Origin of the sequence: Nocardioides oceani, from assembly GCF_030412965.1 — a bacterium.
GTDB classification, from domain to species: Bacteria; Actinomycetota; Actinomycetes; order Propionibacteriales; family Nocardioidaceae; genus Nocardioides; species Nocardioides oceani.
The window spans coordinates 17198-38604 of sequence record NZ_JAUHJQ010000013.1 but is presented as its reverse complement, the minus strand read 5'-3'; the positions used below and the strand labels follow the sequence as shown (position 1 = coordinate 38604).

Sequence of the window (21407 nt, the reverse complement as noted above, 5' to 3'; positions counted from 1 at the left end):
AGGGGTTGGGAGTGCTCCGGCCGTCCGGCCGGACGCTCGATGCTATCGAGCGCTCCCCCGCCGGCTCGCCCCGATATCCCCGGTCCGACGTGCCGCGTCCCGTCCCCGCATCCCCGGGCTGGGCCCGGGCGTCCCGTCAGCGGCGGTCCGCGCCACCGTGCTCCGGCGCGGCCGGGTCCTCCTCGTCGGGCGGGAGGGTGTGCGCACGTGCGTCCTCGGCGGACACCCGTTGGATGTGCTCGCGGAGCATCGGCTGGTCCTCGAGGACGGCGTCGGTGATCGCGACCACCTGGCGCTGCCAGTCGGCCACGGCGCGGTCGTGCGCCTGCTTGAGCATCGTCCCGAGGATCCCCGGGCTGGAGGACGCCCCGTCGCTGAACCGGACGTCCTCGACGAGCGCGCTGCCGTCGACCCAGACGGTCACCAGGCCCCGGTCGGACCGGCCCTCGGCGCGGATCGTCCGGATCCGGTCGGAGGCCTCGCGCGCCTCGGCGGCCCGGCGCTCGGCACCGGCCCGGATCTCGGCCAACGTCTCCGGGGTGACCTCCGTGGCGGAGCCGGGCTGCGTCGTCATGCCGTGTCCTGCCCGGCCCGGTCGGCCTGCCCCTGGCCCTCGCGCACCTGGGCGAGGAACGTCGAGAGGTAGCCGATGGCGGCCGTGACCTGCTCGACCATCGTGTCGCCGAGGCGCATCGCCTCGGTGAGCGCGTCGGCGAGCTTGGTGGCGTCCCGGACGGTCTCGGAGATGCGGGAGACCGCCTGCGGGATGACCCAGGAGGCACCGATGCCCGCCGTGCCCGCGACCTGCCCGGCCCAGCTGATGAGCGCACCGACCAGCTCGGCGATGATCTCCTTGGTGAGGCCGCGGACCGCCTCGACGATGCCACTGGCCGTCTGCAGCCCGCTGCCGATGCACCGGTAGGTGTGGGCGGCCTTGTTGAGGGTGTCGACGAGCATGCCGGCGACCGCGGCGTACGTCGTGGCGGACTGCCCGGTCCAGGTGCCCAGCACCCGGGCCAGCGAGGCGTCCATGTCGGCGGCGGCCTCCTCGATCGCGCCGGCGACGTTGACCCAGGTGTCGCCGATCGCCTCGACGAGGTCGGGGTTGCCGGCGAGCGCGTCGAGCATCTGCGGCAGCGGCGGCATGTAGTCCAGGAGGAACCCGGCGACGCTCGAGGCGAGCGTCGCGATCGGGTCCAGCACCATGGAGGCCATCTCCGCGCCGCTGCCGGCGAGCGCGATGACACCGGTCGCCCAGTCCCCGTCGGCGAAGGCCATGCCGGCCTTGACCGCCTCGTCGGCGCCGGGGTGGAACTGGACGAGGCCGCTGGGGTCGCCCTCGGAGATGTTGTCGTACGGCGACCCCAGGACGTCGCTGGGGTCGACGGCCAGCAGCTCGCTCATGCCAGCCGCCCCCTCACCTGGTTCATGCCGGAGCCGACCTGGCGGTCCGTCGCCTCCAGAGCGTCGGCGAACTCCGGCACCGACCGCGCATAGCGCTCGACGCTGCCCTGCAGGCCGTCCATCGACTCCAGTGCGCCGGCGCTCATGACGAGGCAGGGCGGCGTGAAGAAGCTGCACAGCAGGCCGAACGCCTGCGTCGACAGCCCCGTCACCGTCCCTCCGGCGCTCTTGGCCCCGCCCACCTTGGCGGCCACGGCGGCCAGGTCGCTGCCATGGCTGCGCAGCTCGGCCGGCGTCACGTTCAGCTCTCCGCTCATCGCTTCCTCCCCTCGTCGAGCAGACGCAGGATGGCGTCCGCGGCGTCACGCTTGTGCAGGGTCCCGAGGGTGGAGGCCGCCGAGGGCAGCGCGAGGGCGTCCCTCGCGTCGCCGAGGGCCGCGAGCGTCAGCTGGCGCAGCTCCTCGGCCGGCAGGCCGGTCACCTCGGGCCCGAACCGGGCTCCGCTGATCATCGACTTCCCGTCGACGCTCACCTCGACCGCGCCGTCGAGCGCGGTGCCGGTGGCCCCGCCCGCAGCCTGGGCGAGCCGCTCCCGCGCGGCTGCGTCCTGGGCGGCGGCACGCTCGAGGCCGGCGACGACCTGCTCGGTGATCTCGGCCAGCAGCGCGGCGTTCGGGTTCGGACGCTGGAGCGGGCCGGTCGGCGGCGGCAACGGGCGGCGCTGGATGCCGCTCGGGAACGGTGTCTCGGGCACGGGGACGGTCTCCCCGGCCGAGCGCCGGCCGAAACGTCCCTGACCGGATCGGGCGCCCGACCAGCGCTCGTCCAGCCCCGGATCAGCACATGTCAGCGACCGGCCGCGTCGGCCGCCTCGACCGCCGCGACGACCTGCTGGGCCAGCGCCAGGCGGGCGAGCAGCCCGTCCTCGTCCAGCTCGCCCTCGCGCGACAGCACGAGGCGGTCGGGCCCGACCACCAGCCAGACCTCGGCGTCGACCAGGGCGGGCAGCACCGGGCGCAGCCACTCCGCGAGACCCTGGTCGTCGCCCCAGACCTGCGCCTCGTCGATGCGGCGGTTCTCGGCCCGCACCAGGTCGTCGGGGAGGTTGACCGGGGCGAAGGCGAGCAGCCGGCCCCGGGCGACGGCGAAGCGCGGCAGCGGCCGCGTCAGGTTCGGGGGTACGACGTGGGTGAGGTGCTGCCGTACCGGGACCGCGACCGCGGAGCCGGCGTTGCGGCGGCCCATCGTCCACGTCTCGGCGGTGAAGCGGAGCGGCCGCCGGCCCTCGACCACCTGGTCGCACGAGCGCGGCTCGGCGTACGTCATCGCCAGGTCGGCCGGGAACGGCCGGTCGGCGGCCGGCCCGGTGCGCACGTGCCAGCCGTGCCTCCCCGCGGCCGCGGCGACGTCGGCGCGTGCGCCCTCGGCCCGCCGCTTGGTGCGCGCGACCGCGCGGTCCGACGGCGAGGACGCGAGCCTCAGGATCACCAGCGTGCCGACCACGAAGAACGCGATCAGCCCGACGACGGACAGGACGACCTGCAGCGGCTCCGGCACGCAGCGACCCTAGCGAGGGTCCGGCCGGGTGGCCCGGATCAGGGGAGCGGATCGGGAAGCAGATCGGCCCCGGCTGCACTCGCAGTCCGGGGCCGATCTCGACGGTGGGCGATACTGGGTTCGAACCAGTGACCTCTTCGGTGTGAACGAAGCGCGCTACCACTGCGCCAATCGCCCGTCTGCACCCTGCGGTGCGGCCGAAACTGTAGCCCATGGCGGCCGACGGCTCCCAACCGGCTCCCGACCGGCTCCCGACCGGCCGCCGACAGCCGCCGAGAGCCGCTGTCGCCCGGGGTCAGCGGCCGAGGAGCTCGGGCTCGCGCTCGCGCCACACGCGGGCGGCGTCGCTGGTGACCGGTCCCGGCGCCGGCAGCTCGCGGTCGTCCCAGTGGCTGACGGCCTGGACGTCGCGGGTGGTGGAGACGAGGAAGACCTCGCTCGCGTGCTCGATGACGTCGATCGGCTCGTCGACCTCGCGTCCGCCGAACCACTCGAGCACCAGCCCGCGGGTCACGCCGGCCAGGCAGCCGCTCGCGAGCGTCGGCGTCCGGAGCTCGCCGTCGACGACGTAGAAGACGTTGGAGCCGGTCCCCTCGCACAGGTGGCCCGCGAGGTTGGCGAAGACCGCCTCGGTCGCGCCGCGGCGCCGGGCCTCGGCGAGGGCGACCACGTTCTCGGCGTACGACGTCGTCTTGAGGCCGGCGAGGGCGCCGCGCTCGTTGCGGGGCCACGGCACGGTGGCGACGCGCGTGGTCGGCTCGGCCGGCCCCATGGCGTCGGCCACCACGACGAGCGTGGGGTCGGCGTCGCCGCGACCGGATCCGAGCGGTGCCGGTCCCCCGGTAAAGGTGATGCGCAGCCGCCCGAGCGGGAGGTGCTCGGCGCCGAGGACGGCGTCGACCCCGCGGCGCACGGCGTCGGTGTCCACGGGCGGCAGGCCGAGGCCCGCGGCGCTGACCTCGAACCGGTCCAGGTGACGCCCCAGGGCGAACGGGCGGCCGTCGACGACCTTCACCGCCTCGAAGACCCCGTCGCCCACGGTGAAGCCGTGATCGGTGACCGGCACCGCCGGAGCGGTCGCGTCGGGGAGCAGGTGGCCGTCCATCCAGGCGTGCATGCGGCCACTCTAAGGAGGGGGACGGGCGGCGCGCGCCGGTACGAACGCCTGCGCGAAACGCGAGGGGGACCCCGATTTTGCGGCCCCCTGGCATTCGGCTAATGTTCTTCTCGCACGCCGGCCCCGGCCGGAAGCAAGCGGACGTAGCTCAGTTGGTAGAGCGCAACCTTGCCAAGGTTGAGGTCGCGAGTTCGAGCCTCGTCGTCCGCTCGCAGAGGTCTTTCCACCAGGTCCTTCCATGGAGGGACCGGCACGGTGGGTTGGCCGAGAGGCGAGGCAACGGACTGCAAATCCGTCTACACGGGTTCAAATCCCGTACCCACCTCTGAGAAGAACTCCATACTCGGGCGATTGGCGCAGTGGTAGCGCGCTTCCTTGACACGGAAGAGGTCACTGGTTCAAACCCAGTATCGCCCACCAGATCGAACCCCCTGGCCCCCCGCCCGGGGGTTCGCTGGTCTCCCGGGACCTTCGTCCCCGCCGGCCGGGCCTCTCGACCGGTCCACTCGGGTCGGTCCGCCACCAGCCTGGCGCCATGAGGACCCCGCTGTCGCGTCGTGTCCTGCTGCGCCTGCTCGCCACGCCGCTGCACCGGCTGCTCGGGCCGGTCGTCGCCCTCGAGGTGACCGGGCGCCGCACCGGGCGGATCCACCGGTTCCCGGTGGTGGCCGCGACCGGGCCCGACGGGCTGGTCGTCGTGCCGGGTCGGGCGGCGACCAAGACGTGGTGGCGCAACCTGCGGTCCCCGGCGCCGGTGCGGGTGCTGGTCGGCGGCCGCTGGCGGGACGGGCGGGGCGTGGCGCTGCCGGGCGGGACGCCGGCCGCGGCCGGGGCGCGGGCGACGTACCGCGCCCGCTTCCCGCGCACTCCGCTGCCGCCTGACCAGCCGGTCGTGCAGGTGCAGTGGGTCGACGGGTCCGGTCCGGACCGGACCGGACCGACGGGATCAGCGCCGCGGCAGCGGACGCTCGCCGGTGAGCCAGCCCGCGACGACCTCGGGACCGTCCGGCGCGAGCAGCACGTCGCGACGCGGGCGGGCGCGGGCGAGGTGGTCCAGGACGGCGGCGAGGCGCTCGGGGTCGGCGCCCTGCCCCGCCGCCGTGAGCGGGCGGTGCCGGTCGCCGGCGAAGCGCAGGACGCCACCCGCTCGCCGGTCGGCGCGGACTCCCCGGAGGTCGGCCCAGGGGTAGCGGCGGGTGGGCGCCAGCAGCGACCGGTAGACCAGCGCGTCCTGGGTGAGCAGCATCCGGCCCCGCCCGCATGCTCCGGCGAGGAGCAGCCAGAGGCCCGCGAGGACGCAGGGCACGGCGTACAGCACGGCCGCGCCGACCCGCCGGTCGGGGTCGTCCTCGAGGACGGCCGCAGCGCCCAGCCCGAACGCCGCCACCCCGCCGAGCACGGCGGTCGCCGCCAGCGCCGCCACGTGCCCAGGCCGGCGTGGGAGCACGAGCCCGCCGGGCACGCGCACGAGACGCACGCCGGCGCGCGGCGTCCGCGGTCCGGCGACGGCCACCAGGACCGCCGCGACGCTCCCGAGCGCGGCCGCTCCCCCGACCGTGCGCAGCGGACCGCCGACCACGAGCATCAGCACGCCGACCAGGGCGACGACGAGGAGCAGGGCCCCGGACGCCCACCGCCACGCCGCGACGGCGGGACCCCGGCTCCCCCTCATGCAGGGGTACGCCGCGTGGGCACCGCCCAGCGCACGGTGGTGCCCTGCCCGGCGGCGGAGGTGATGTCGCAGGACCCACCCAGCTCGGTGGCGCGCTGGCGCAGGTTGCGCAGCCCGCTCTCGCGTGCGTCCCCGGGCAGCCCCCGACCGTCGTCGGCGACGGTGAGCACGACCTCGCGGCCGACCTCGAGGTGGACGTCGACGGCATGGGCGTCGGCGTGCCGCGCGGCGTTGGAGAGCGCCTCCCCCAGCACCGCCAGCAGGTGGGGCGCGACCTCGGTGGGCACCAGCGTGCGCACCGGCCCGTCGAAACGCAGGCTCGGGCGGACCTTCATCGTCTGCGCGGCCCGGTCGACCATCCGGGTCACCTCGGCCTGCAGGTCGGAGCGGGCGTCGGTCGAGCCGAGGGCGAAGATCGAGCGGCGGATGTCCTTGATCGTCGCGTCGAGCTCGTCGACGGCCTCCTCCACCCGCGCGGCCAGCTCCGGCTGCTGGAGCTGGCGGGCGGTGCCCTGCAGGCCGAGGCCGACCGCGAAGAGCCGCTGGATGACGAGGTCGTGCAGGTCGCGGCCGATCCGGTCGCGGTCCTCGAAGACGGCGAGCCGCTGCTGGTCGGCCCGCGCCCGCGCCACCTGCAGGGCGAGTGCGGCCTGCTCGGCGAAGGTGGTGGGCAGCGCGAGGTCGAGGTCCTGGTGGCGGTGGGCGTGGTCCGGGCACCACGCGAGCACGAGCACGCCGTGGGTCTCGTCGGGCGTGCGCAGCGGCACCGTCACCGCGGGCCCGAGCACTGGCCAGCCCGCCCCGGTGAACCCGGCCTCGGTCGTGTCGGGGACCGACGACGGCTCGTCCGCCGGCGGGTGGGCGGCGACCGTGACCGGCATGCTGGCCGGCGACGTGCCGGCGTGGTCCGGTCCGACGGGCGAGGCGGCCACGGCCACGGGGTGCTCCGTCGTACCGCCCACGACCCAGGCGAGGTCGGCGCCGGCGGCCTCACGGGCGAGGGTCACCACCGCCCGGAGCGCGTCGTCGGCGACCTCGTCGGCGGGCACCCCGCGCGGGTCGGCGCCGGACAGCAGCGCGGTGACGTCGGCGGTCGCCGCGAGCCAGCGCTGGCGGAGGGCGGCCTCGCCGTAGAGCCGGGCGTTCTCGATCGCGACGCCGGCGGCGGCCGCAAGGGCGACGACGACCTCCTCGTCGGTCTCGGTGAAGTCGACCCCGCCCTCCTTCTCGGTCAGGTAGAGGTTGCCGAAGACGCGGTCGCGGATCCGGACCGGGACCCCGAGGAAGGAGCTCATCGGCGGGTGCCCGGCGGGGAAGCCGTACGACGCCGGGTGCTCGGCGAGGTCGTGCAGCCGCAGCGGCTCGGGGCGGTCGATGATCAGCCCCAGGATCCCGTGCCCGCGCGGCAGGTCGCCGATGGTGTGCACGACCTCGGAGCCCATCCCGTGGTGCACGAAGGTGCTCAGCGGACGGTGGGGCCCGCCCCCGATCACGCCCAGCGCGGCGTACCGCGCCCCGACGAGCCGGCTCGCGACCTCGACGATGCGTGACAGCACGCCGTCGAGGGAGAGGTCCGCGGCCATCGTGACCACCGCGTCGAGCAGCAGCCGCAGCCGTTCCTGCTCGTCGATCACGCCCTGCACGCGGCCGAGCACCTCGCGCAGCAGCTCGTCGAAACCGGCCGACTGCAGGCCGGCAGCGTCGTCGTCCGCCATGGCCCGCACGCTAGCGCCTCGGGTCCTTGGTCCTCCCGGCCCGGGACGTTCCACCCTGGGCGCCGCACGGGTGCACGGCCGACGCTGGTGGCATGACCACCGACACCGGAACCGAGCTGCGCACCCTGTCCACCACCGAGTGCTGGGAGCTGCTCGCCGGCCGCGGGCTGGGGCGGGTCGCCTGGACCGCACCGGACGGCCCGACGGTCGTCCCGGTGAACTACGGGGTCGCCGGGCGGACGCTGTGGATCCGCACCTCGGCGTACGCCGCGCTCGTGCGGGAGGCCGACCAGAGCCCGGTGGCCCTCGAGGTCGACGGGGCCGACGAGGCGAGCCACGCCGCCTGGAGCGTGCTGGTGCGCGGCACCGCGCACGTGCGGTTCCCGAGCGACGGCGGCGCGACGCCGCCGGCCGTCGAGACCTGGCCCGCCGGACCGCGCCCCCTGTGGGTCGTGATCGACCCGCGCGAGGTCACCGGCCGGCGCCTGCCGCCGCGCGAGGGATGAACGGCTCGGCTCAGCGCTGGTGCTTGGTGGCGTAGATCGCCGCCTGCGTGCGGCTCTCCAGGCCGAGCTTGGCCAGCAGCGAGGAGACGTAGTTCTTGACCGTCTTCTCGGCGAGGAACAGCCGCTCGCCGATCTGGCGGTTGGTGAGCCCCTCGGCGATGAGGTCGAGGATCTTCTGCTCCTGGCCGGTCAGCCGGTCGCGGCCCTCGTCGGTCGGAGGACCGCTCCGCAGCCGCTCGAGGACCTGGGCGGTCACGGCCGGGTCGAGCATCGACTGGCCCTCCGCGACGCGGCGCACGGAGTCGAGCAGGTCGGTGCCGCGCACCTGCTTGAGGATGTAGCCGGCCGCGCCGGCCATGATCGCGGCGAACAACGCCTCGTCGTCGTCGTACGACGTCAGGATCAGCGCCCGGATCGAGGAGTCGCGCGAGCGCACCTCGCGGCACACGTCGATGCCCGAACCGTCGGGCAGCCGGCCGTCGAGGATCGCGACGTCGGGGCGCAGGGCGGGGATCCGGCGCGCGGCCTCCTCGGCCAGCCCCGACTCGCCCACGACCTCGATGTCGCCCTCGCTCTCGAGCAGCTCGCGGATCCCGCGGCGGACGATCTCGTGGTCGTCGAGCAGGTAGACGCGGATCTTCGCGGACGTCTCCTCGGCCATGATCCGCAACCTACCCCCCTCCTCCCCCGTCCGCCGGGGCTCTTGGACCTCCGCGCTCGGGACCTTGGTCCCTGCCGCGACCGGCCGGCGACGCGCACCCTGGGGAGGAGCACTCCCACTGCCGCCGAAGGAGCCCCCATGTCGTCCCACGCCACGCGCACCGAGCTCGCCGCCCTGGTCGGGCTGGCCTGCCGCGCGCCGAGCGTGCACAACACCCAGCCCTGGCTGTGGCGCGTGGAGGCCGCCGAGGCGCCGGACGCCGGCACCGTCGAGCTGTACGCCGACCCCGCCCGGCGGCTCCCGGCCGCGGACCCGACGGGCCGCAACCTGCTGCTGAGCTGCGGTGCGGCGCTGCACCACCTGCGGGTCGGCGCCGCCGCGCACGGCTGGAGCGCCGCCGTCGACAGGCTCCCCGACGTACGCCGTCCCGAGCTGCTGGCGCGCGTCTCGCTGCGGCGGGGCGAGGTCGCGCCGACCGCGGCCCGCGACCTGTCCGCGATCGCCACCCGCGTGACCGACCGGCGGCGGTTCACCTCCTGGCCGGTGCCCGACGAGCGGCTGGAGCACCTCGCGGAGGTCGGCTCGGCGGAAGGGGCGGAGGTGCTGGCGCTGCTCGACCTGACCCGCCGGCACCGCACCGAGCTGCTCTTCGCCCGTGCTCGCGAGCGTCAGGCCGCGGACCGTCGGCTCCGCGAGGAGCAGCGCCGGTGGGTCGACCACGGGCTGCGCGACGGGGTGCCCGCGGCAGCGGTGCCGGTCGGCGCCGGCACCCGCTTCGACGACCTGGCCGGGGGCGGGGGCGGGGACCGGGCCGGCGACCACGACGACACCGCCGTGGGCAGCAGCGACGGCGTCCTCGTCCTCGCGACGCGGGGCGACACCACGCTGGACCGGCTGCACGCCGGCGAGGCGCTGAGCGCGCTGTGGCTGCGGGCGACCACGGAGCGGTTGTCGGTCGTGCCGCTCAGCCAGGTCGTCGAGGTCGAGGAGACGCGCGAAGCGCTGCGGCACCAGGTGCTCGACGGGTCCGCGCACCCGCAGCTGGTCGTGCGGATCGGGTGGCAGGAGATCGCGCGCAGCACGTTGCCCCGCGCGCCGCGTCGCGACGTCGACGACGTCCTCCTCGGCTGACCGCCGGACCCGGTCAGGCCGGCTGGGCCACCTCGGAGGCGAGCACGGAGCGCAGCCGCAGCAGGCCGTCGCGGATGCGGCCCTTGGCCGTGCCGAGCGGGACGCCCTGCAGGTGCGCGACCTCGCGGTGGGTGTGCCCGCCGAAGTAGGCCAGCTCCAGCGCCTGCCGCTGGCCCGCGGGCAGCGCCGCGAGCGCCCGCCGCACCCGGACCGCGTCGAGCGAGGCCTCGGCCGCGGCGACGGTCTCGTCGTGCTCGCGGACCACGCCGAGCCGGGCGTCGGCGAGGTCGCGACGGCGGGCGGCGTCGCTCGAGCGGACCCGATCGACCGCGCGCCCGTGCGCCAGGGTCATCACCCAGGCCAGGGCCGAGCCGCGCGCGGGGTCGAAGCGGGACGCCGACTGCCAGACCTGGAGCAGCACCTCCTGGGCGACCTCCTCGGCCTGGTGCGCGTCGCGCAGCAGCCGGTTGGCCAGGCCGAGGACGCGTGGTGCGGCCGCCTCGTAGACCGGGCCGAACGCCGCGAGGTCACCCCGGCCCACCGCGACGAGGTGCTCCTCCAACGAGGCAGGGCCCCGCTCCTGCGTCGTGCACTGGGACACGCCGCCCCCTCCCCTGCCTCCGCGACCGCTCGCGGTGGCGACAGCCTGCCTGTCGCACAAGAAACTTGCGCACAAGGTACCCGCCTGCGTGCGACGATAGGCAGATGTCCGTACCGGTCACGCCGCCGCTGGCCGACCAGCTGTGCTTCGACCTGTACGCCGCGTCGCGAGCCGTGACCGCGGCGTACCGGCCGGTCCTGGGCGAGCTGGGGATCACGTACCCGCAATACCTCGTGCTCATCGTCCTGTGGGAGCGCGGCACGTGCACCGTGCGCCAAATCGCCGACGAGCTGCGGCTCGACCACGGGACGCTGACGCCCCTGCTGCGCCGGATGGAGGGCGAGGGCCTGCTGACGCGGCGTCGCTCCGTCGACGACGAGCGGTTCGTCGAGGTCACCCTGGCGGGCCGCGGCGAGGCGCTGCGCGTCCACGCGACGCGGATCCACTGCGACATGAAGGACGCCCTCGGGCTCGACGAGGACGAGTTCGTCGCGCTCCAGCAGACCCTGCGCCTGCTCACCTCCCGCGTCCGCGACTGATCCCCGCGGACCCCGCCCTCCACGACGCGGGACCAAAGTCCCCCCGGCTCAGGGACCCTCGCCCGTGCCGGAGCACCTGCCTGGATTCCTAGCGTGGTCGACGCCGGCTCACCGGCGCCGATCACCCGTCAGGACCACCCCAGGAAGAGGGACCGTGGACCCGCTCGACATCGCACGGTGGCAGTTCGCCATCACGACCGTCTACCACTTCATGTTCGTGCCGATCAGCATCGGCCTGTCGGCGATGGTCGCCGGCTACCAGCTGGCCTGGTTGCGCACCGGCAACACCCAGTGGCTGCGGCTGACCCGGTTCTTCGGCAAGCTCTTCCTGATCAACTTCGCCATCGGCGTCGTGACCGGCATCGTCCAGGAGTTCCAGTTCGGGATGAACTGGAGCGACTACAGCCGCTTCGTCGGCGACGTCTTCGGCGCCCCGCTGGCGATCGAGGGCCTGCTCGCGTTCTTCCTCGAGTCGACCTTCCTCGGTCTGTGGATCTTCGGCTGGGACCGGCTCCCGGCGAGGCTCCACAACGCCTGCATGTGGCTGGTCCACCTCGGCACGCTGTTCTCCGCCTATTTCATCCTGGCCGCGAACTCCTGGATGCAGCACCCCGTCGGCTACGAGTTCAACCCCGAGACCGGTCGCGCCGAGATGAACGACTTCGCCGCGGTCATGTTCAACAAGGTCCAGCTCGTGACCTTCCCGCACGTCGTCCTCGCGGCGTACATGACGGCCGCGGCCTTCGTCGTCGGCATCGCCTTCTGGCACCTGCGCCGTCACCAGGCCGTCGGCGCCACCGGCGAGGAGACCGGCATGTGGCGCAAGGCCACCCGCACCGGCGCCTGGATCGTCCTGGTCACCGGCCTCGGCGTCGCCCTCGTGGGTGACGTCCAGGGCAAGGTGATGACCGAGGTCCAGCCGATGAAGATGGCGGCCGCCGAGGCGCTCTACGAGACCGAGCAGCCGGCCCCGTTCTCGCTCTTCACGATCGGGACGCCCGACGGGGAGCGCGAGAAGCTCGCCGTCACCGTCCCCCACCTGCTGTCCTACCTGGCCACCGGGACGTGGGACGGCGAGGTCAAGGGCATCGAGGAGCTCCGGGAGACCTACCGCGAGACCTACGGCCAGGACCCGGGCGCGGCGTACTACTCCGCCGGCGACTACACACCGAACATCCCCACGACGTACTGGACCTTCCGGTTCATGATCGGCCTGGGCCTGCTCGCCATGGGCGTCGCGACCTGGCTGCTGTGGGCCACCCGCAAGGGGCGCGCGCCCGCCGGGCGACTGCTGTACGTCGCCGTGGCGCTGCTCCCCTTCATGCCGCTGCTCGCGAACTCGATGGGGTGGATCTTCACCGAGATCGGTCGCCAGCCCTGGGCGGTCTTCGGGCTGATGACCACCGCGTCGGCGGTCTCCCCCGGGGTCAGCGCCACCGAGATGATGATCTCGCTGGTCACCCTCACCGCGGTCTACGGCCTCCTCGCGGTCGTGGAGGTCCGCCTGCTGCTGACCTACATCCGCAAGGGCGCCGACCCGGTGACCGAGGCCGACCTGCCGTCGGTCCGCACCGAGGACGACGCCGACAAGCCCCTCGCCTTCGCCTACTGAGCCGACCCGGCGCTACCTGAGAAGAGATCAGCACCCCATGGAACTCACCACCGTCTGGTTCGCGCTCATCGCGGTCCTCTGGATGGGCTACTTCACCCTCGAGGGCTTCGACTTCGGCGTCGGCATGCTGCTGCCGGTCCTCGGCCGCGGCGACCGCGAGCGCCGCGTCCTCATCAACACCATCGGCCCGGTCTGGGACGGCAACGAGGTCTGGCTCCTCGTGGCAGGCGGCGCGACCTTCGCAGCCTTCCCCGAGTGGTACGCCACGCTGTTCAGCGGGTTCTACCTCCCGCTGCTTCTCATCCTCGTCGCCCTCATCGTCCGCGGCCTGGCCTTCGAGTACCGCCACAAGCGCGACGACGCCACCTGGAAGTCGCGCTGGGACGCAGCGATCATCGTCGGCTCCTTCGTGCCGGCGTTCCTGTGGGGCGTGGCCTTCGCCAACATCCTGCGCGGGGTCGAGATCGACGCCGAGATGGAGTACGTCGGCGGGTTCTTCGAGCTGCTCAACCCCTACGCCCTGCTCGGCGGCGCGATGACGCTCCTGCTCTTCCTCACCCACGGCGCGGTGTTCGTCTCGCTCAAGACCGACGGCCCGATCCGACTCGAGGCGCGGGCCCTGGCGGTCAAGGTCGGCCTGGCCGCGGCCGCCGTCACCGTGCTGTTCCTCGCCTGGACCCAGCTCGAGACCGGCACCGCCGCCTCGCTCGTCGCCTTCGGGCTCGCCGCGGCCGCCCTGGTCGGCGGGCTGGTCGCCCTGCCGGCGGGCCGCGAGGGCTGGGCCTTCCTCGGCACGTTCGTCGCGATCGCCCTCGGCGTCGCCGGGCTGTTCCTCGCGCTGTTCCCGGACGTGATGCCCACGACGCTCGCCGACGGCACCAGCCTGACCACGACGAACGCCGCCGCCACGGCGTACACGCTGAAGATCATGACGGTGGTCGCCGCGATCTTCACCCCGCTCGTCCTGATGTACCAGGCGTGGACCTACTGGGTCTTCCGCAAGCGGATCGCCGTGCACCACATCCCCGAGCCGGTCCTCGCCGGCCAGGGCTCGTGAAGCCGTCCGACCCGCGCCTGCGCCGGCAGCTGGCCCCCGCCCGGGGCCCGCTCGCCGGCGTCCTGGCGAGCGGGCTCCTCGGCGCGGTCCTCGTCGTCGCCCAGGCATGGGTCGTGACCGGCCTGGTGGTCGCGGTCGTCCGTGACGAGCCGCTGCGCGCCTGGGCGCTGGCCGTGGCCGTCGTGCTCGGGCTCCGGGCACTCACCGGCTGGGCCGGCGACGCGCTGGCCGCCCGGGCCGCGGCGCTCGTGGGCACCCACCTGCGGCGCCAGGTCGTCGGCGCGCTGCTGCGCCGCGGCCGCGCGGAGCCCGGGGACGCGGTGCTGCTGACCCGTGGCGTGTCCGCGGCCGAGCCGTACCTCACCCGCTACCTGCCGGCCGTCGTCCTCGCGGGCGTCCTCCCCCTGCTGACGCTGGCGGTCATCGCCACCCAGGACCTGCTCTCCGCGGTGATCGTGGGCGCGACGCTGCCCCTCGTCCCGGTCTTCGGCGCGCTCGTCGGCCTCGCCACGCGCGACAAGGCAGAGGAGCAGTGGCGCGCGATGGCCGCCCTCTCCGGCTACTTCCTCGACGTCGTCCGCGGCCTGCCCACCCTGGTGGCCTACCGCCGGGCGCGCGCGCAGTCGCGCACGATCGGCGCGGTCACCGACCGGTACCGCCGCACCTCGCTGGGCACGCTGCGGCTGGCCTTCGCCTCCTCCGCCGTCCTCGAGCTGGTGGCGACGCTGTCGGTCGCCCTGGTCGCCGTCACCGTCGGCGTCCGCCTCGCCCACGGCGACCTCGGTCTGACCACCGCCCTGTTCGTGCTGCTGCTGGCGCCGGAGGCGTACTGGCCGCTGCGCCGCGTCGGTGCGGAGTTCCACGCCGCCGCGGAGGGTGTCGCGACCTTCGAGGCCGTCGACGCGCTGGTCACGGCGGCGCCCGCTCCTCCCGGCCCCGATGACCGACGCCCGGGGCTCGGCGACCTGGTGCTCACCGACGTCAGCGTCACCCACGCCGGGCGCACCGTCCCCGCGATCGACGCCCTGACTGCCACGATCCCCGCGCGCGGGGTCACCGTCGTCACCGGCCCGTCCGGCTGCGGCAAGTCCACCCTGCTCGCCACCGTCGCCGACCTGCTGGCGCGCGATGCCGGGTCGGTCACCGTGGGCGGCCGCAACGCGGCCGGCCGTGGCTGGCAGGAGCAGGTCGCCTGGCTGCCCCAGCGGCCGGTCTTCGTCGCCGGCACCCTCGCCGACAACCTCCGCCTCGGCACCCCCGGGGCGAGCACCGAGCAGCTGTGGACCGCCCTGCGCCGGGTCGCGCTGGCCGAGCGCGTCCTCGCGCTGCCGGCGGGCCTCGACACCCCGCTGGGCGAGGACGGCCTCACCCTCTCCGCCGGTGAGCGGGCCCGCCTCGCGCTCGCGCGGGTCCTGGTCGCCGACCGCCCGTGGGTGCTGCTGGACGAGCCCACCGCCCACCTCGACGAGCTGACCGAGCAGGTCATCGTCGACACCGTCGCCGAGCTCGGCCGCACCAGCGGCGTCGTGGTCGTCGCCCACCGCCCGGCGCTGCTCGCCGTCGCCGACCACCACCTGGAGATGTCGGCTCCCCCGGCCCCTCCCGCCGCCGAGGTGGCATCGCGGGGTCGAGGTGGCAGCGCCGCAGGTCCCGCGCCGGTGGCCGGCACGGCCGACGAGGCCGAGCCCGCCGGCAGCCTGTGGCCCGCCACGGTCATCGGGGCCCTCGCCTCGGCCTCCGGCGTCGCCCTGACCGCCACCGCCGGCTGGCTCATCGTCCAGGCCTCCACGCACCCGGCCGTGCTGACGCTGATGGTCGCCGTCGTCGGCGTCCGCGCCTTCGGCCTGGCCCGCCCGGTGCTGCGGTACGCCGAGCGGCTGCGCTCCCACGACGTCGCGCTGCGGCTGCTGGCCCGCCGGCGGGTCGAGGTGTACGACGCGCTGGTACCGCTGACGCCCGGGCGCCTGGGCCGGCGCCGCGGGGACCTGCTCGCCTCGGTGGTCGACGACGTCGACGGCGTGGTCGACGCCGAGCTGCGGGTGCGGATGCCCGTCCGGCAGGCCGCGCTCGTGGTGCTGCTGACCGGCGCGGTCGCGACCTGGCTGGCCCCCGCGGCCGGCCTCGCGGTCACCGCCGTCGCGGGGCTGGCCGGCGCGGCGGCGTACCTCCTGGCGCGGCGGGGTGCCGATGCGGCCGAGCGGGCCGCCGTCGAGCACCGCGCGGCGCTCTCGGAGTCGGCCGTCGAGGTCACCTCCGTGCTGCCCGAGCTGGTCATGTGGCAGGCCGGGGAGCGCGCCGCCGACCGGGTCGCCGGGCTCAGCGACCGGCTCGGCCGCTCGACGGTCCGCTCGGGTGTCCGGACCGGCGCCGCCCGCGCGGTGGTCCTCGCCGCCACGGGCGGGTCGCTCGCGCTGACCGCCACGATCGCCGCCGGCACCGTGCGCGCCGGGGACCTCTCCGGGCCGATGGCCGCCCTGCTCGTGCTGCTGCCACTGGCCCTGGCCGACGTGCTGCTCCCGCTCGCCGACGCCGGCGCGCTCTCCTCGCGGACCAGCGCCGCGGCCGCGCGGCTGCACGAGCTCGAGCACCGCGCCCCCGCGGTCCGCGCGACCGCGGCGACCGCCGAGCCCGACGGCCACGACGTCGCCGTCGACCACGTCCGCGGCGGCTGGGACGGCGCCCGGTCCGGGCTGCCCGAGGTCACCTTCGACGTCGCGCCCGGCAGCCGGGTCGGTGTCGTCGGCCCCTCCGGTTCGGGCAAGAGCACCCTGGCCGCGCTGCTGCTGCGCTTCGTCGACCCGGCCGCCGGCGCGGTCCGGCTCGGCGGCGCGCGCACGACCGACGTGGCGCCCGACGGCGTACGCCGCCTGGTCGGCCTGGTCGACGACGACCCGCACGTCTTCGCGAGCACGCTGGTGGAGAACGTGCGGCTGGCCCGGCCGGGCGCGACCGACAACGAGGTGGAGGACGCCCTGCGCCGGGCCCGGCTCGGCCGGTGGCTCGACGCGCTGCCGGACGGGCTGGACACCTGGCTCGGCGAGGGCCACGCCCAGGTCTCCGGCGGCGAGCGGGCGCGGATCGCCGTGGCGCGGTCGCTGCTGGCCGCGCACCCGGTGCTGGTGCTCGACGAGCCGACCGCCCACCTCGACCACGCGACGGCGGCCGAGCTGGTCGAGGAGCTGCTGACCGGGCCCCGCGAGCGCAGCCTGGTGTGGATCACCCACGACGGCAGCGGGCTGGACCTGGTCGACGACGTCGTGGACCTCGCCGGCCGCCCCACCGGGACGGTCGGTCAGCGCAGCCTGCGGTAGTCCTGGTCGCGTACGGGGTCCCACCCGGTCCCGAGGCACCGCCCGGTGAGCTCGGTCCAGCACAGCCGCACGACGACCGTCCGCTCGCCGGGCGCCCACGTGCGCGGCGGGCGGACCCGCTCGAGCTCGACGACGGCCTCGGGGTCGGTGAGCCTCTCGACCGGGCCGCGGGCCTGGACGCTCCACCCGCGCTGGTCGGCGTGGTCGAGGCCGTCGACCTCGAACGCGACGGGCGCGCCGGGTGACTCCTGCGCGACCCGGGCCAGCGCCGAGGTGGGGAGGGTGCGCACCAGGACAGCGTCGTCGAGCACGCTGTAGTTCACCGGGTGGATCCGCGGTCCGTCCTCGGCCCAGAAGGCGATCCGGCCGACCACCCCCCGCTCGAGCAGCGTGCGGCAGTCCCCGGCGTCCAGCTCGGTCTCCGACCTCATGGGCCGATCCTCGCACCGCGACGCCGGCGGCTCCCGGGTCTTTGGTCCCGCCACGTCCGGGTCGTCCGCCCGTGGGCACGGACCACCGGCCCGCGGGAGCGTGGAGCCATGGACGAGAACACCACCACCCGCACCGAGGTCCCCGCCGGCAGCATCGTCGTCGGCGTCGACGGCTCCGCCTGTGCGGCCGAGGCCGTCACCTGGGCCGCCGACCAGGCCGCCCTCGAGGGCCGCCGGCTCGTGCTGCTGCACGCCGCGGACCCACTGAGCCCCACCACGAGCATGTGGCTGACGTCGATGGCCGTCGACCCCACCGAGGTCACCCGCGACATCGAGGCCGCCGGACACGACCTGCTCGCCCGCACCGCCGCCGAGGTCCGCACCAGCCACCCGACCGTCGAGGTCGTCGAGGTCCTGCGCCTCGTCGACCCGCGTGAGGCGCTCATCGCCGCGACCGCGGTCGCCGAGACCGTGGTCGTCGGCTCCCACGGTCGCGGACCGGTCAGCAGCCTCCTCCTCGGCTCGGTGGGCGTCGCGGTCGCCCGGCACGCCCGGGGCCAGGTCGTCGTGGTCCGGCCCGGCGCGCCCGACACCGAGCGCCACGGCGTGGTCGTGGGGGTCGACGGCACCGAGCGCTCGCGGCCGGCCCTCGAGGCGGCGTACCGCCACGCGTCGGCACGCCGCCTGCCGCTCACGGTCGTGCACTGCTTCTGGGACGTCGTCGCCGCGACCACGCCCGCCCACGTCGTGCCGGTGCCGACCGCCGACACCGACGAGCTGCGCCGCGTGGTGGCCGAGAGCGTCGCCGGGATGTCGGAGAAGTTCCCCGACGTGTCCGTCGTCGTCGAGCTGGCGCGCGGGCTCGCGGAGGAGGTCCTCGGCCGCGAGTCCGCCGTCCGCGACCTCGTCGTGGTCGGCCACCACCGCAGCGGTCCGGTCACCGCAATGCTCCGCGGCTCGGTCGGCGTCGCCGTCCTCGAGCACGCCACCTGCCCGGTGCTCGTCGTCCCGGACGTCGGCTGACCGCCGGGTCGCCGGTTGTGTCGCCGGTTGTGTCGCCGGTCCGACGGAACTCCCGGCCGGGAGGGCGCACGCTCGGGGCGTGCCCACCCTCCTCGTGCCGCTGCGCCATCGCGACTTCCGCCTGCTCATGGCGGCCTTCACGCTGTCCGACATCGGCGGCTGGGCGTACACGGTCGCGCTCGGCGTCTGGGTCCACGACGTCACCGGCTCCCTCGGTTGGGTGGCGGCGGCCACGGCCTGCCGGTTCCTGCCCGCCCTGCTCCTGAGCCCGTACGCCGGGGTGGTGGCCGACCGCGTCGAGAAGGTGCGCCTGATGGTCGGCCTGGACCTGGCGCTGGCGGTCCTGGTCGCCGGCAACGCCGCGCTGCTCGCCCTCGGCGCCCCGGTGGCGGTCGTGGTCGCCGTGGCCGGCCTGACCTCGGTGGTGGGGACGGCCTACGAACCGGCGGCCGTGGGCTTGACCCCGCTCGTGGTCGGCGAGAGCGACCTGGCCGCCGCGAACGCGCTGCGCAGCGTGGTCGACAACGTCACCGTCGTCCTCGGCCCGGCGCTGGCCGGGCTGCTGCTGGCGGTCGCAGGTCCTCCGGAGGCGGTCGCCGTCAACGCCGCCTCGTTCCTGCTGTCGGCGGCGGCCATGGGCGCGGTGCGCATCCGGAGCGGCGCCGAGGACGTCACCGAGGGCGGGACCGTCGGCGTGCTCGGCCAGCTGGGGGCCGGGGTCCGGGCGATCGTGTCCTCGACCCCCGTGACGGTGCTCGTCGGGTGCAGCGTGCTGGCCACGGTCGGCTACGGGCTGGACTCGGTCCTGCTCGTGGGCGCCGCCGACGAGCTGCTCGGCACCGGCGCCGAGGGGGTCGGGCTGCTCTTCGCGGGCCTCGGCCTCGGCGGCGTGCTGGGGGCCGCGCTCGTGCCCTGGGCCGAGCGACGGGCACGCCTGGCGCCGGTCATCGTGGTCGGCCTGGTGGCCTACTTCCTCCCCCTCGTCGTGCTGGTGCTCCTCGCCGAGCCGGCCGCCGCGGTGGCGGCGATGGTCGTGCGCGGCGCCGGCACGGTCGTCGTCGACGTGCTGGCGCTCACCGCGCTGCAGCGCTCGCTGCCCCAACAGGTGCTGGCCCGGGTCTCCGGTGCCTTCGAGAGCCTGCTCCTCGGCGCGGTCCTCGTGGGGTCGCTCGCCGCCCCGCTGCTGGTCGCCGGGCTCGGACTCGAGGGGGCCCTGTGGGTGGCCGGGCTGGGCACGTCGGTGGCGTGCCTGCTCGCATGGCCGCTGCTGCGGCTCGCCGACGCCGACGCCGACGCGCCCGCCGACGACCGGGTCGAGGCGCTCGCCGCGTGCGACCTGTTCGAGGCGCTGCCCGCCGGGGCGCTCGAGCAGCTGGCGCGCGGTGCCCTGCGGATGTCGCTGGAGCCGGGTCAGCTGGTGGTCCGCCAGGGCGACCGCGCCGATGCCCTCTACGTCGTGCTCGCCGGCCGGCTGTCGGTCGGCGTGGACGACGCGACGGGGACCCGCACGATGCCGATGCTCGGCGAGGGCGACCACTTCGGCGAGATCGGGCTGCTGCACCACCGGCCACGCACCGCCACCGTCGCCACCGCGACGACGACCGTGCTCCTGCGCATCGACGGCCCGGCCTTCCGCGACGCCCTCACCCGCACCGCCCCCTCCCCCGCCCTGTTGTCCCGCGCCGCGCTGCGGCTGGCCCGCAGCACGCACGGCCCCCTCCTCGACCCCCTACGGGAGACCGCATGACCGACCTGCAGCATGTCGTCGCCACCGTGCGCGAGGCGTGCGCCGCCGCTGCCTGCTCCTGCGCGCTGCTCGACCCCGCGGGCGAGCGGCTCGTCTTCGTCGCGGCCGACGGGGCCGGTGCCACGGCCGTGGTCGGCCTCGAGCTGCCGGTCGGCCGTGGGCTGGCCGGCTGGGCGGTGCTCACCGGGCAGTCGATCGCCGTCGCCGACGTCTCCGCCGACCGCCGCTTCGACCGCGCGGCGGCCGAGTCCACGGCGTACGTCCCCACCACCGTGCTGGCCTCCCCGCTGCTGCGCCCCGACGGCGGCGTGGCCGGCGTGCTCGAGGTCCTCGACCCCGAGGGGCCGCCCCGGCTCGCGCTGGTGGACCTGGTCGCCGGTCTCGTCGCCGGGGCCACGACCAGCCCCGTGACCGGCGCGCTCGCCCGTGCGGCCGCCGCCGTCTCCGCGGCGGGGCCTGCTGCCAGCCGGCTCGCGGTCCGGCTCCTCGACGCCGTCGTGGAGGACCACGGGTGAGCGAGGTCGCCTGGTCCTTCGGGGCCGCGGCGCCCGTCCGGGCGCTCGCCCTGGCGACCGAGGACGCCCGCACCCATGCCTGGGGCGGGTCGACCGGCGCCGGGGTGAAGGTCGCCGTCGTCGACTCCGGGATCGACGCCGACCACCCCCGCGTCGGCGGCGTGGACGGGTGGGTGGCGATGGAGGTCGACCTCGACGAGCCCGACGGCGTACGTCGTGTGCCGGGCCCGCACGAGGACCTGGTCGGCCACGGCACGGCGTGCGCCGGGATCATCCGCTCGATCGCACCCGAGGTGTCGCTGCACAGCGTCCGGGTGCTCGGCCCCAACTTGAAGGGGCGCGGGGCGATGCTGGTGGCCGGCATCGCGTGGGCCGTCGAGCACGGGATGGACGTGGTCAACCTCAGCCTGTCCAGCCGCAGCCCCGCCTGGCAGGCCCCGCTCCACGAGGTGGCCGACCTCGCGCACCACGCCGGGGTGGTGCTCGTGTGCGCGGCCAACAACGTCCCGGGGCCGACGTACCCCGCGGAGTTCGCGTCCGTGGTCTCGGTCGCCTCGCGGCGCGACCACGACCCGTGGGGGCTGACCGCGAACCCGTGCCCGCCCGTCGACTTCGCCGCGCACGGCACCGACGTCGACGTCGCCTGGGCCGACGGCGGGTCGATCGTCGCGACGGGCAACAGCTTCGCCGCGCCCCACGTCGCCGGCATGGCCGCGCTGGTCCGGGCCCGGCACCCGGGGCTGAACGCCTACCAGGTCAAGGCGCTGCTGCACGCCGCGTGCGACAACGCGCGGCCCTGAGCGCCCGG

General features: G+C 75.5%; 21 protein-coding genes, 4 tRNA genes and 1 pseudogene. 14 read left to right on the top strand and 12 right to left on the bottom strand.

Translation table 11 applies throughout. The annotated features are described in order from the left end of the window. Window positions 1-136 precede the first annotated feature (136 nt). The 7 genes from QWY28_RS20720 to QWY28_RS20690 form a co-directional block, all read right to left on the bottom strand. Window positions 137-574, bottom strand: coding sequence for a YbaB/EbfC family nucleoid-associated protein (locus QWY28_RS20720; RefSeq protein ID WP_300954684.1), 438 nt, complete (start codon window positions 572-574; stop codon window positions 137-139). Beyond that, a complete protein-coding gene (locus QWY28_RS20715; RefSeq protein ID WP_300954682.1) occupies window positions 571-1404 on the bottom strand; it encodes a WXG100 family type VII secretion target in 834 nt (277 codons plus the stop codon). The genes QWY28_RS20720 and QWY28_RS20715 overlap by 4 nt, the downstream gene beginning before the upstream one ends. Beyond that, window positions 1401-1721: a type VII secretion target gene (locus QWY28_RS20710; RefSeq protein ID WP_300954679.1), complete on the bottom strand. Its 321-nt coding sequence runs from the start codon at window positions 1719-1721 to the stop codon at window positions 1401-1403. The genes QWY28_RS20715 and QWY28_RS20710 overlap by 4 nt, the downstream gene beginning before the upstream one ends. Then, window positions 1718-2158 carry a YbaB/EbfC family nucleoid-associated protein gene (locus QWY28_RS20705; protein WP_300954677.1) on the bottom strand — a complete coding sequence of 147 codons (441 nt, stop codon included), beginning with the start codon at window positions 2156-2158 and terminating at the stop codon, window positions 1718-1720. Before QWY28_RS20705 ends, QWY28_RS20710 begins: the two co-directional genes overlap by 4 nt. 92 nt (window positions 2159-2250) lie before the next feature. Then, window positions 2251-2961, bottom strand: a complete 711-nt coding sequence (locus QWY28_RS20700; RefSeq protein WP_300954674.1) for a hypothetical protein — start codon at window positions 2959-2961, stop codon at window positions 2251-2253. A gap of 105 nt (window positions 2962-3066) precedes the next feature. Continuing rightward, window positions 3067-3138 (bottom strand) — tRNA-Val (locus QWY28_RS20695). A gap of 118 nt (window positions 3139-3256) precedes the next feature. Continuing rightward, window positions 3257-4078 (bottom strand): aminotransferase class IV, encoded by an 822-nt coding sequence (locus QWY28_RS20690; protein ID WP_300954671.1) that lies wholly within the window; start codon window positions 4076-4078, stop codon window positions 3257-3259. A 137-nt stretch (window positions 4079-4215) separates the two neighbouring features. Between QWY28_RS20690 and QWY28_RS20685 the strand changes: the two genes are divergently transcribed. The 4 genes and pseudogenes from QWY28_RS20685 to QWY28_RS24465 all read left to right on the top strand — a co-directional run. Continuing rightward, window positions 4216-4288 (top strand) — tRNA-Gly (locus tag QWY28_RS20685). A 44-nt stretch (window positions 4289-4332) separates the two neighbouring features. Then, window positions 4333-4403 (top strand) — tRNA-Cys (locus QWY28_RS20680). 20 nt (window positions 4404-4423) lie between these two features. Continuing rightward, window positions 4424-4498 (top strand) — tRNA-Val (locus tag QWY28_RS20675). Window positions 4499-4613: 115 nt separating this feature from the next. Beyond that, window positions 4614-4874: pseudogene (locus QWY28_RS24465) on the top strand (nitroreductase/quinone reductase family protein); the annotation flags it as partial. 150 nt (window positions 4875-5024) lie between these two features. Here the strand turns inward: QWY28_RS24465 and QWY28_RS20670 are convergent. Together QWY28_RS20670 and QWY28_RS20665 are read right to left on the bottom strand one after the other, a co-directional pair. Beyond that, entirely contained in the window at window positions 5025-5750 is a 726-nt protein-coding gene (locus QWY28_RS20670) for a PH domain-containing protein (protein WP_300954670.1), read from the bottom strand. Then, window positions 5747-7465, bottom strand: a complete 1719-nt coding sequence (locus QWY28_RS20665) for a sensor histidine kinase (protein ID WP_300954668.1) — start codon at window positions 7463-7465, stop codon at window positions 5747-5749. Before QWY28_RS20665 ends, QWY28_RS20670 begins: the two co-directional genes overlap by 4 nt. A 92-nt stretch (window positions 7466-7557) precedes the next feature. On the opposite strand from QWY28_RS20665, the gene QWY28_RS20660 reads away from it, so the two are divergent. Continuing rightward, a complete protein-coding gene (locus QWY28_RS20660) occupies window positions 7558-7971 on the top strand; it encodes a pyridoxamine 5'-phosphate oxidase family protein (protein WP_300954667.1) in 414 nt (137 codons plus the stop codon). A gap of 10 nt (window positions 7972-7981) precedes the next feature. Here the strand turns inward: QWY28_RS20660 and QWY28_RS20655 are convergent, their stop codons facing one another. Beyond that, window positions 7982-8632 carry a response regulator gene (locus QWY28_RS20655; protein ID WP_300954665.1) on the bottom strand — a complete coding sequence of 217 codons (651 nt, stop codon included), beginning with the start codon at window positions 8630-8632 and terminating at the stop codon, window positions 7982-7984. Between the two features lie 138 nt (window positions 8633-8770). Between QWY28_RS20655 and QWY28_RS20650 the strand changes: the two genes are divergently transcribed. After that, a complete protein-coding gene (locus QWY28_RS20650) occupies window positions 8771-9763 on the top strand; it encodes an Acg family FMN-binding oxidoreductase (protein ID WP_300954664.1) in 993 nt (330 codons plus the stop codon). A gap of 13 nt (window positions 9764-9776) precedes the next feature. Here QWY28_RS20650 and QWY28_RS20645 read toward each other — a convergent pair whose 3' ends face one another. Next, window positions 9777-10364 (bottom strand): sigma-70 family RNA polymerase sigma factor, encoded by a 588-nt coding sequence (locus tag QWY28_RS20645; RefSeq protein ID WP_300954662.1) that lies wholly within the window; start codon window positions 10362-10364, stop codon window positions 9777-9779. Window positions 10365-10468: 104 nt separating this feature from the next. On the opposite strand from QWY28_RS20645, the gene QWY28_RS20640 reads away from it, so the two are divergent. The 4 genes from QWY28_RS20640 to cydD all read left to right on the top strand — a co-directional run bounded on the left by QWY28_RS20640 (window position 10469) and on the right by cydD (window position 16883). After that, window positions 10469-10903, top strand: a complete 435-nt coding sequence (locus QWY28_RS20640) for a MarR family winged helix-turn-helix transcriptional regulator (RefSeq protein ID WP_300954661.1) — start codon at window positions 10469-10471, stop codon at window positions 10901-10903. Between the two features lie 154 nt (window positions 10904-11057). Beyond that, on the top strand, window positions 11058-12515 hold the full coding sequence (locus QWY28_RS20635) for a cytochrome ubiquinol oxidase subunit I (protein ID WP_300954659.1): 1458 nt from the start codon (window positions 11058-11060) through the stop codon (window positions 12513-12515). A gap of 37 nt (window positions 12516-12552) precedes the next feature. Then, on the top strand, window positions 12553-13572 hold the full coding sequence (cydB, locus tag QWY28_RS20630; RefSeq protein ID WP_300954658.1) for a cytochrome d ubiquinol oxidase subunit II: 1020 nt from the start codon (window positions 12553-12555) through the stop codon (window positions 13570-13572). Then, the gene (gene cydD / locus QWY28_RS20625) at window positions 13569-16883 is read left to right on the top strand and encodes a thiol reductant ABC exporter subunit CydD (RefSeq protein ID WP_300954656.1); all 3315 of its coding nucleotides are present in this window, start codon (window positions 13569-13571) and stop codon (window positions 16881-16883) included. The genes cydB and cydD overlap by 4 nt, the downstream gene beginning before the upstream one ends. Here the strand turns inward: cydD and QWY28_RS20620 are convergent. After that, window positions 16865-17314, bottom strand: coding sequence for a pyridoxamine 5'-phosphate oxidase family protein (locus QWY28_RS20620; RefSeq protein ID WP_300954655.1), 450 nt, complete (start codon window positions 17312-17314; stop codon window positions 16865-16867). The two genes, cydD and QWY28_RS20620, sit on opposite strands and share 19 nt — an antisense overlap. A 108-nt stretch (window positions 17315-17422) precedes the next feature. On the opposite strand from QWY28_RS20620, the gene QWY28_RS20615 reads away from it, so the two are divergent. The 4 genes from QWY28_RS20615 (at window position 17423) to QWY28_RS20600 (ending at window position 21399) form a co-directional block, all read left to right on the top strand. Next, entirely contained in the window at window positions 17423-18337 is a 915-nt protein-coding gene (locus tag QWY28_RS20615) for a universal stress protein (RefSeq protein ID WP_300954654.1), read from the top strand. 79 nt (window positions 18338-18416) lie between these two features. Next, a complete protein-coding gene (locus QWY28_RS20610) occupies window positions 18417-20084 on the top strand; it encodes an MFS transporter (protein WP_300954653.1) in 1668 nt (555 codons plus the stop codon). Beyond that, window positions 20081-20599 (top strand): GAF domain-containing protein, encoded by a 519-nt coding sequence (locus tag QWY28_RS20605; RefSeq protein ID WP_300954652.1) that lies wholly within the window; start codon window positions 20081-20083, stop codon window positions 20597-20599. The genes QWY28_RS20610 and QWY28_RS20605 overlap by 4 nt, the downstream gene beginning before the upstream one ends. After that, window positions 20596-21399, top strand: a complete 804-nt coding sequence (locus QWY28_RS20600) for a S8 family serine peptidase (protein ID WP_300954651.1) — start codon at window positions 20596-20598, stop codon at window positions 21397-21399. Before QWY28_RS20605 ends, QWY28_RS20600 begins: the two co-directional genes overlap by 4 nt. Window positions 21400-21407 lie beyond the last annotated feature (8 nt).

Bases quoted from the DNA above. Each gene is read 5' to 3' on its own strand.
- QWY28_RS20670 (WP_300954670.1), bottom strand. From the start codon at position 5,750: ATGAGGGGGAGCCGGGGTCCCGCCGTCGCGGCGTGGCGGTGGGCGTCC.
- QWY28_RS20620 (WP_300954655.1), bottom strand. From the start codon at position 17,314: ATGAGGTCGGAGACCGAGCTGGACGCCGGGGACTGCCGCACGCTGCTC.
- QWY28_RS20650 (WP_300954664.1), top strand. From the start codon at position 8,771: ATGTCGTCCCACGCCACGCGCACCGAGCTCGCCGCCCTGGTCGGGCTG.
- QWY28_RS20690 (WP_300954671.1), bottom strand. From the start codon at position 4,078: ATGCACGCCTGGATGGACGGCCACCTGCTCCCCGACGCGACCGCTCCG.
- QWY28_RS20665 (WP_300954668.1), bottom strand. From the start codon at position 7,465: ATGGCGGACGACGACGCTGCCGGCCTGCAGTCGGCCGGTTTCGACGAG.
- QWY28_RS20660 (WP_300954667.1), top strand. From the start codon at position 7,558: ATGACCACCGACACCGGAACCGAGCTGCGCACCCTGTCCACCACCGAG.
- QWY28_RS20710 (WP_300954679.1), bottom strand. From the start codon at position 1,721: ATGAGCGGAGAGCTGAACGTGACGCCGGCCGAGCTGCGCAGCCATGGC.
- QWY28_RS20640 (WP_300954661.1), top strand. From the start codon at position 10,469: ATGTCCGTACCGGTCACGCCGCCGCTGGCCGACCAGCTGTGCTTCGAC.
- QWY28_RS20715 (WP_300954682.1), bottom strand. From the start codon at position 1,404: ATGAGCGAGCTGCTGGCCGTCGACCCCAGCGACGTCCTGGGGTCGCCG.
- QWY28_RS20655 (WP_300954665.1), bottom strand. From the start codon at position 8,632: ATGGCCGAGGAGACGTCCGCGAAGATCCGCGTCTACCTGCTCGACGAC.
- QWY28_RS20720 (WP_300954684.1), bottom strand. From the start codon at position 574: ATGACGACGCAGCCCGGCTCCGCCACGGAGGTCACCCCGGAGACGTTG.
- cydB (WP_300954658.1), top strand. From the start codon at position 12,553: ATGGAACTCACCACCGTCTGGTTCGCGCTCATCGCGGTCCTCTGGATG.
- QWY28_RS20605 (WP_300954652.1), top strand. From the start codon at position 20,081: ATGACCGACCTGCAGCATGTCGTCGCCACCGTGCGCGAGGCGTGCGCC.
- QWY28_RS20615 (WP_300954654.1), top strand. From the start codon at position 17,423: ATGGACGAGAACACCACCACCCGCACCGAGGTCCCCGCCGGCAGCATC.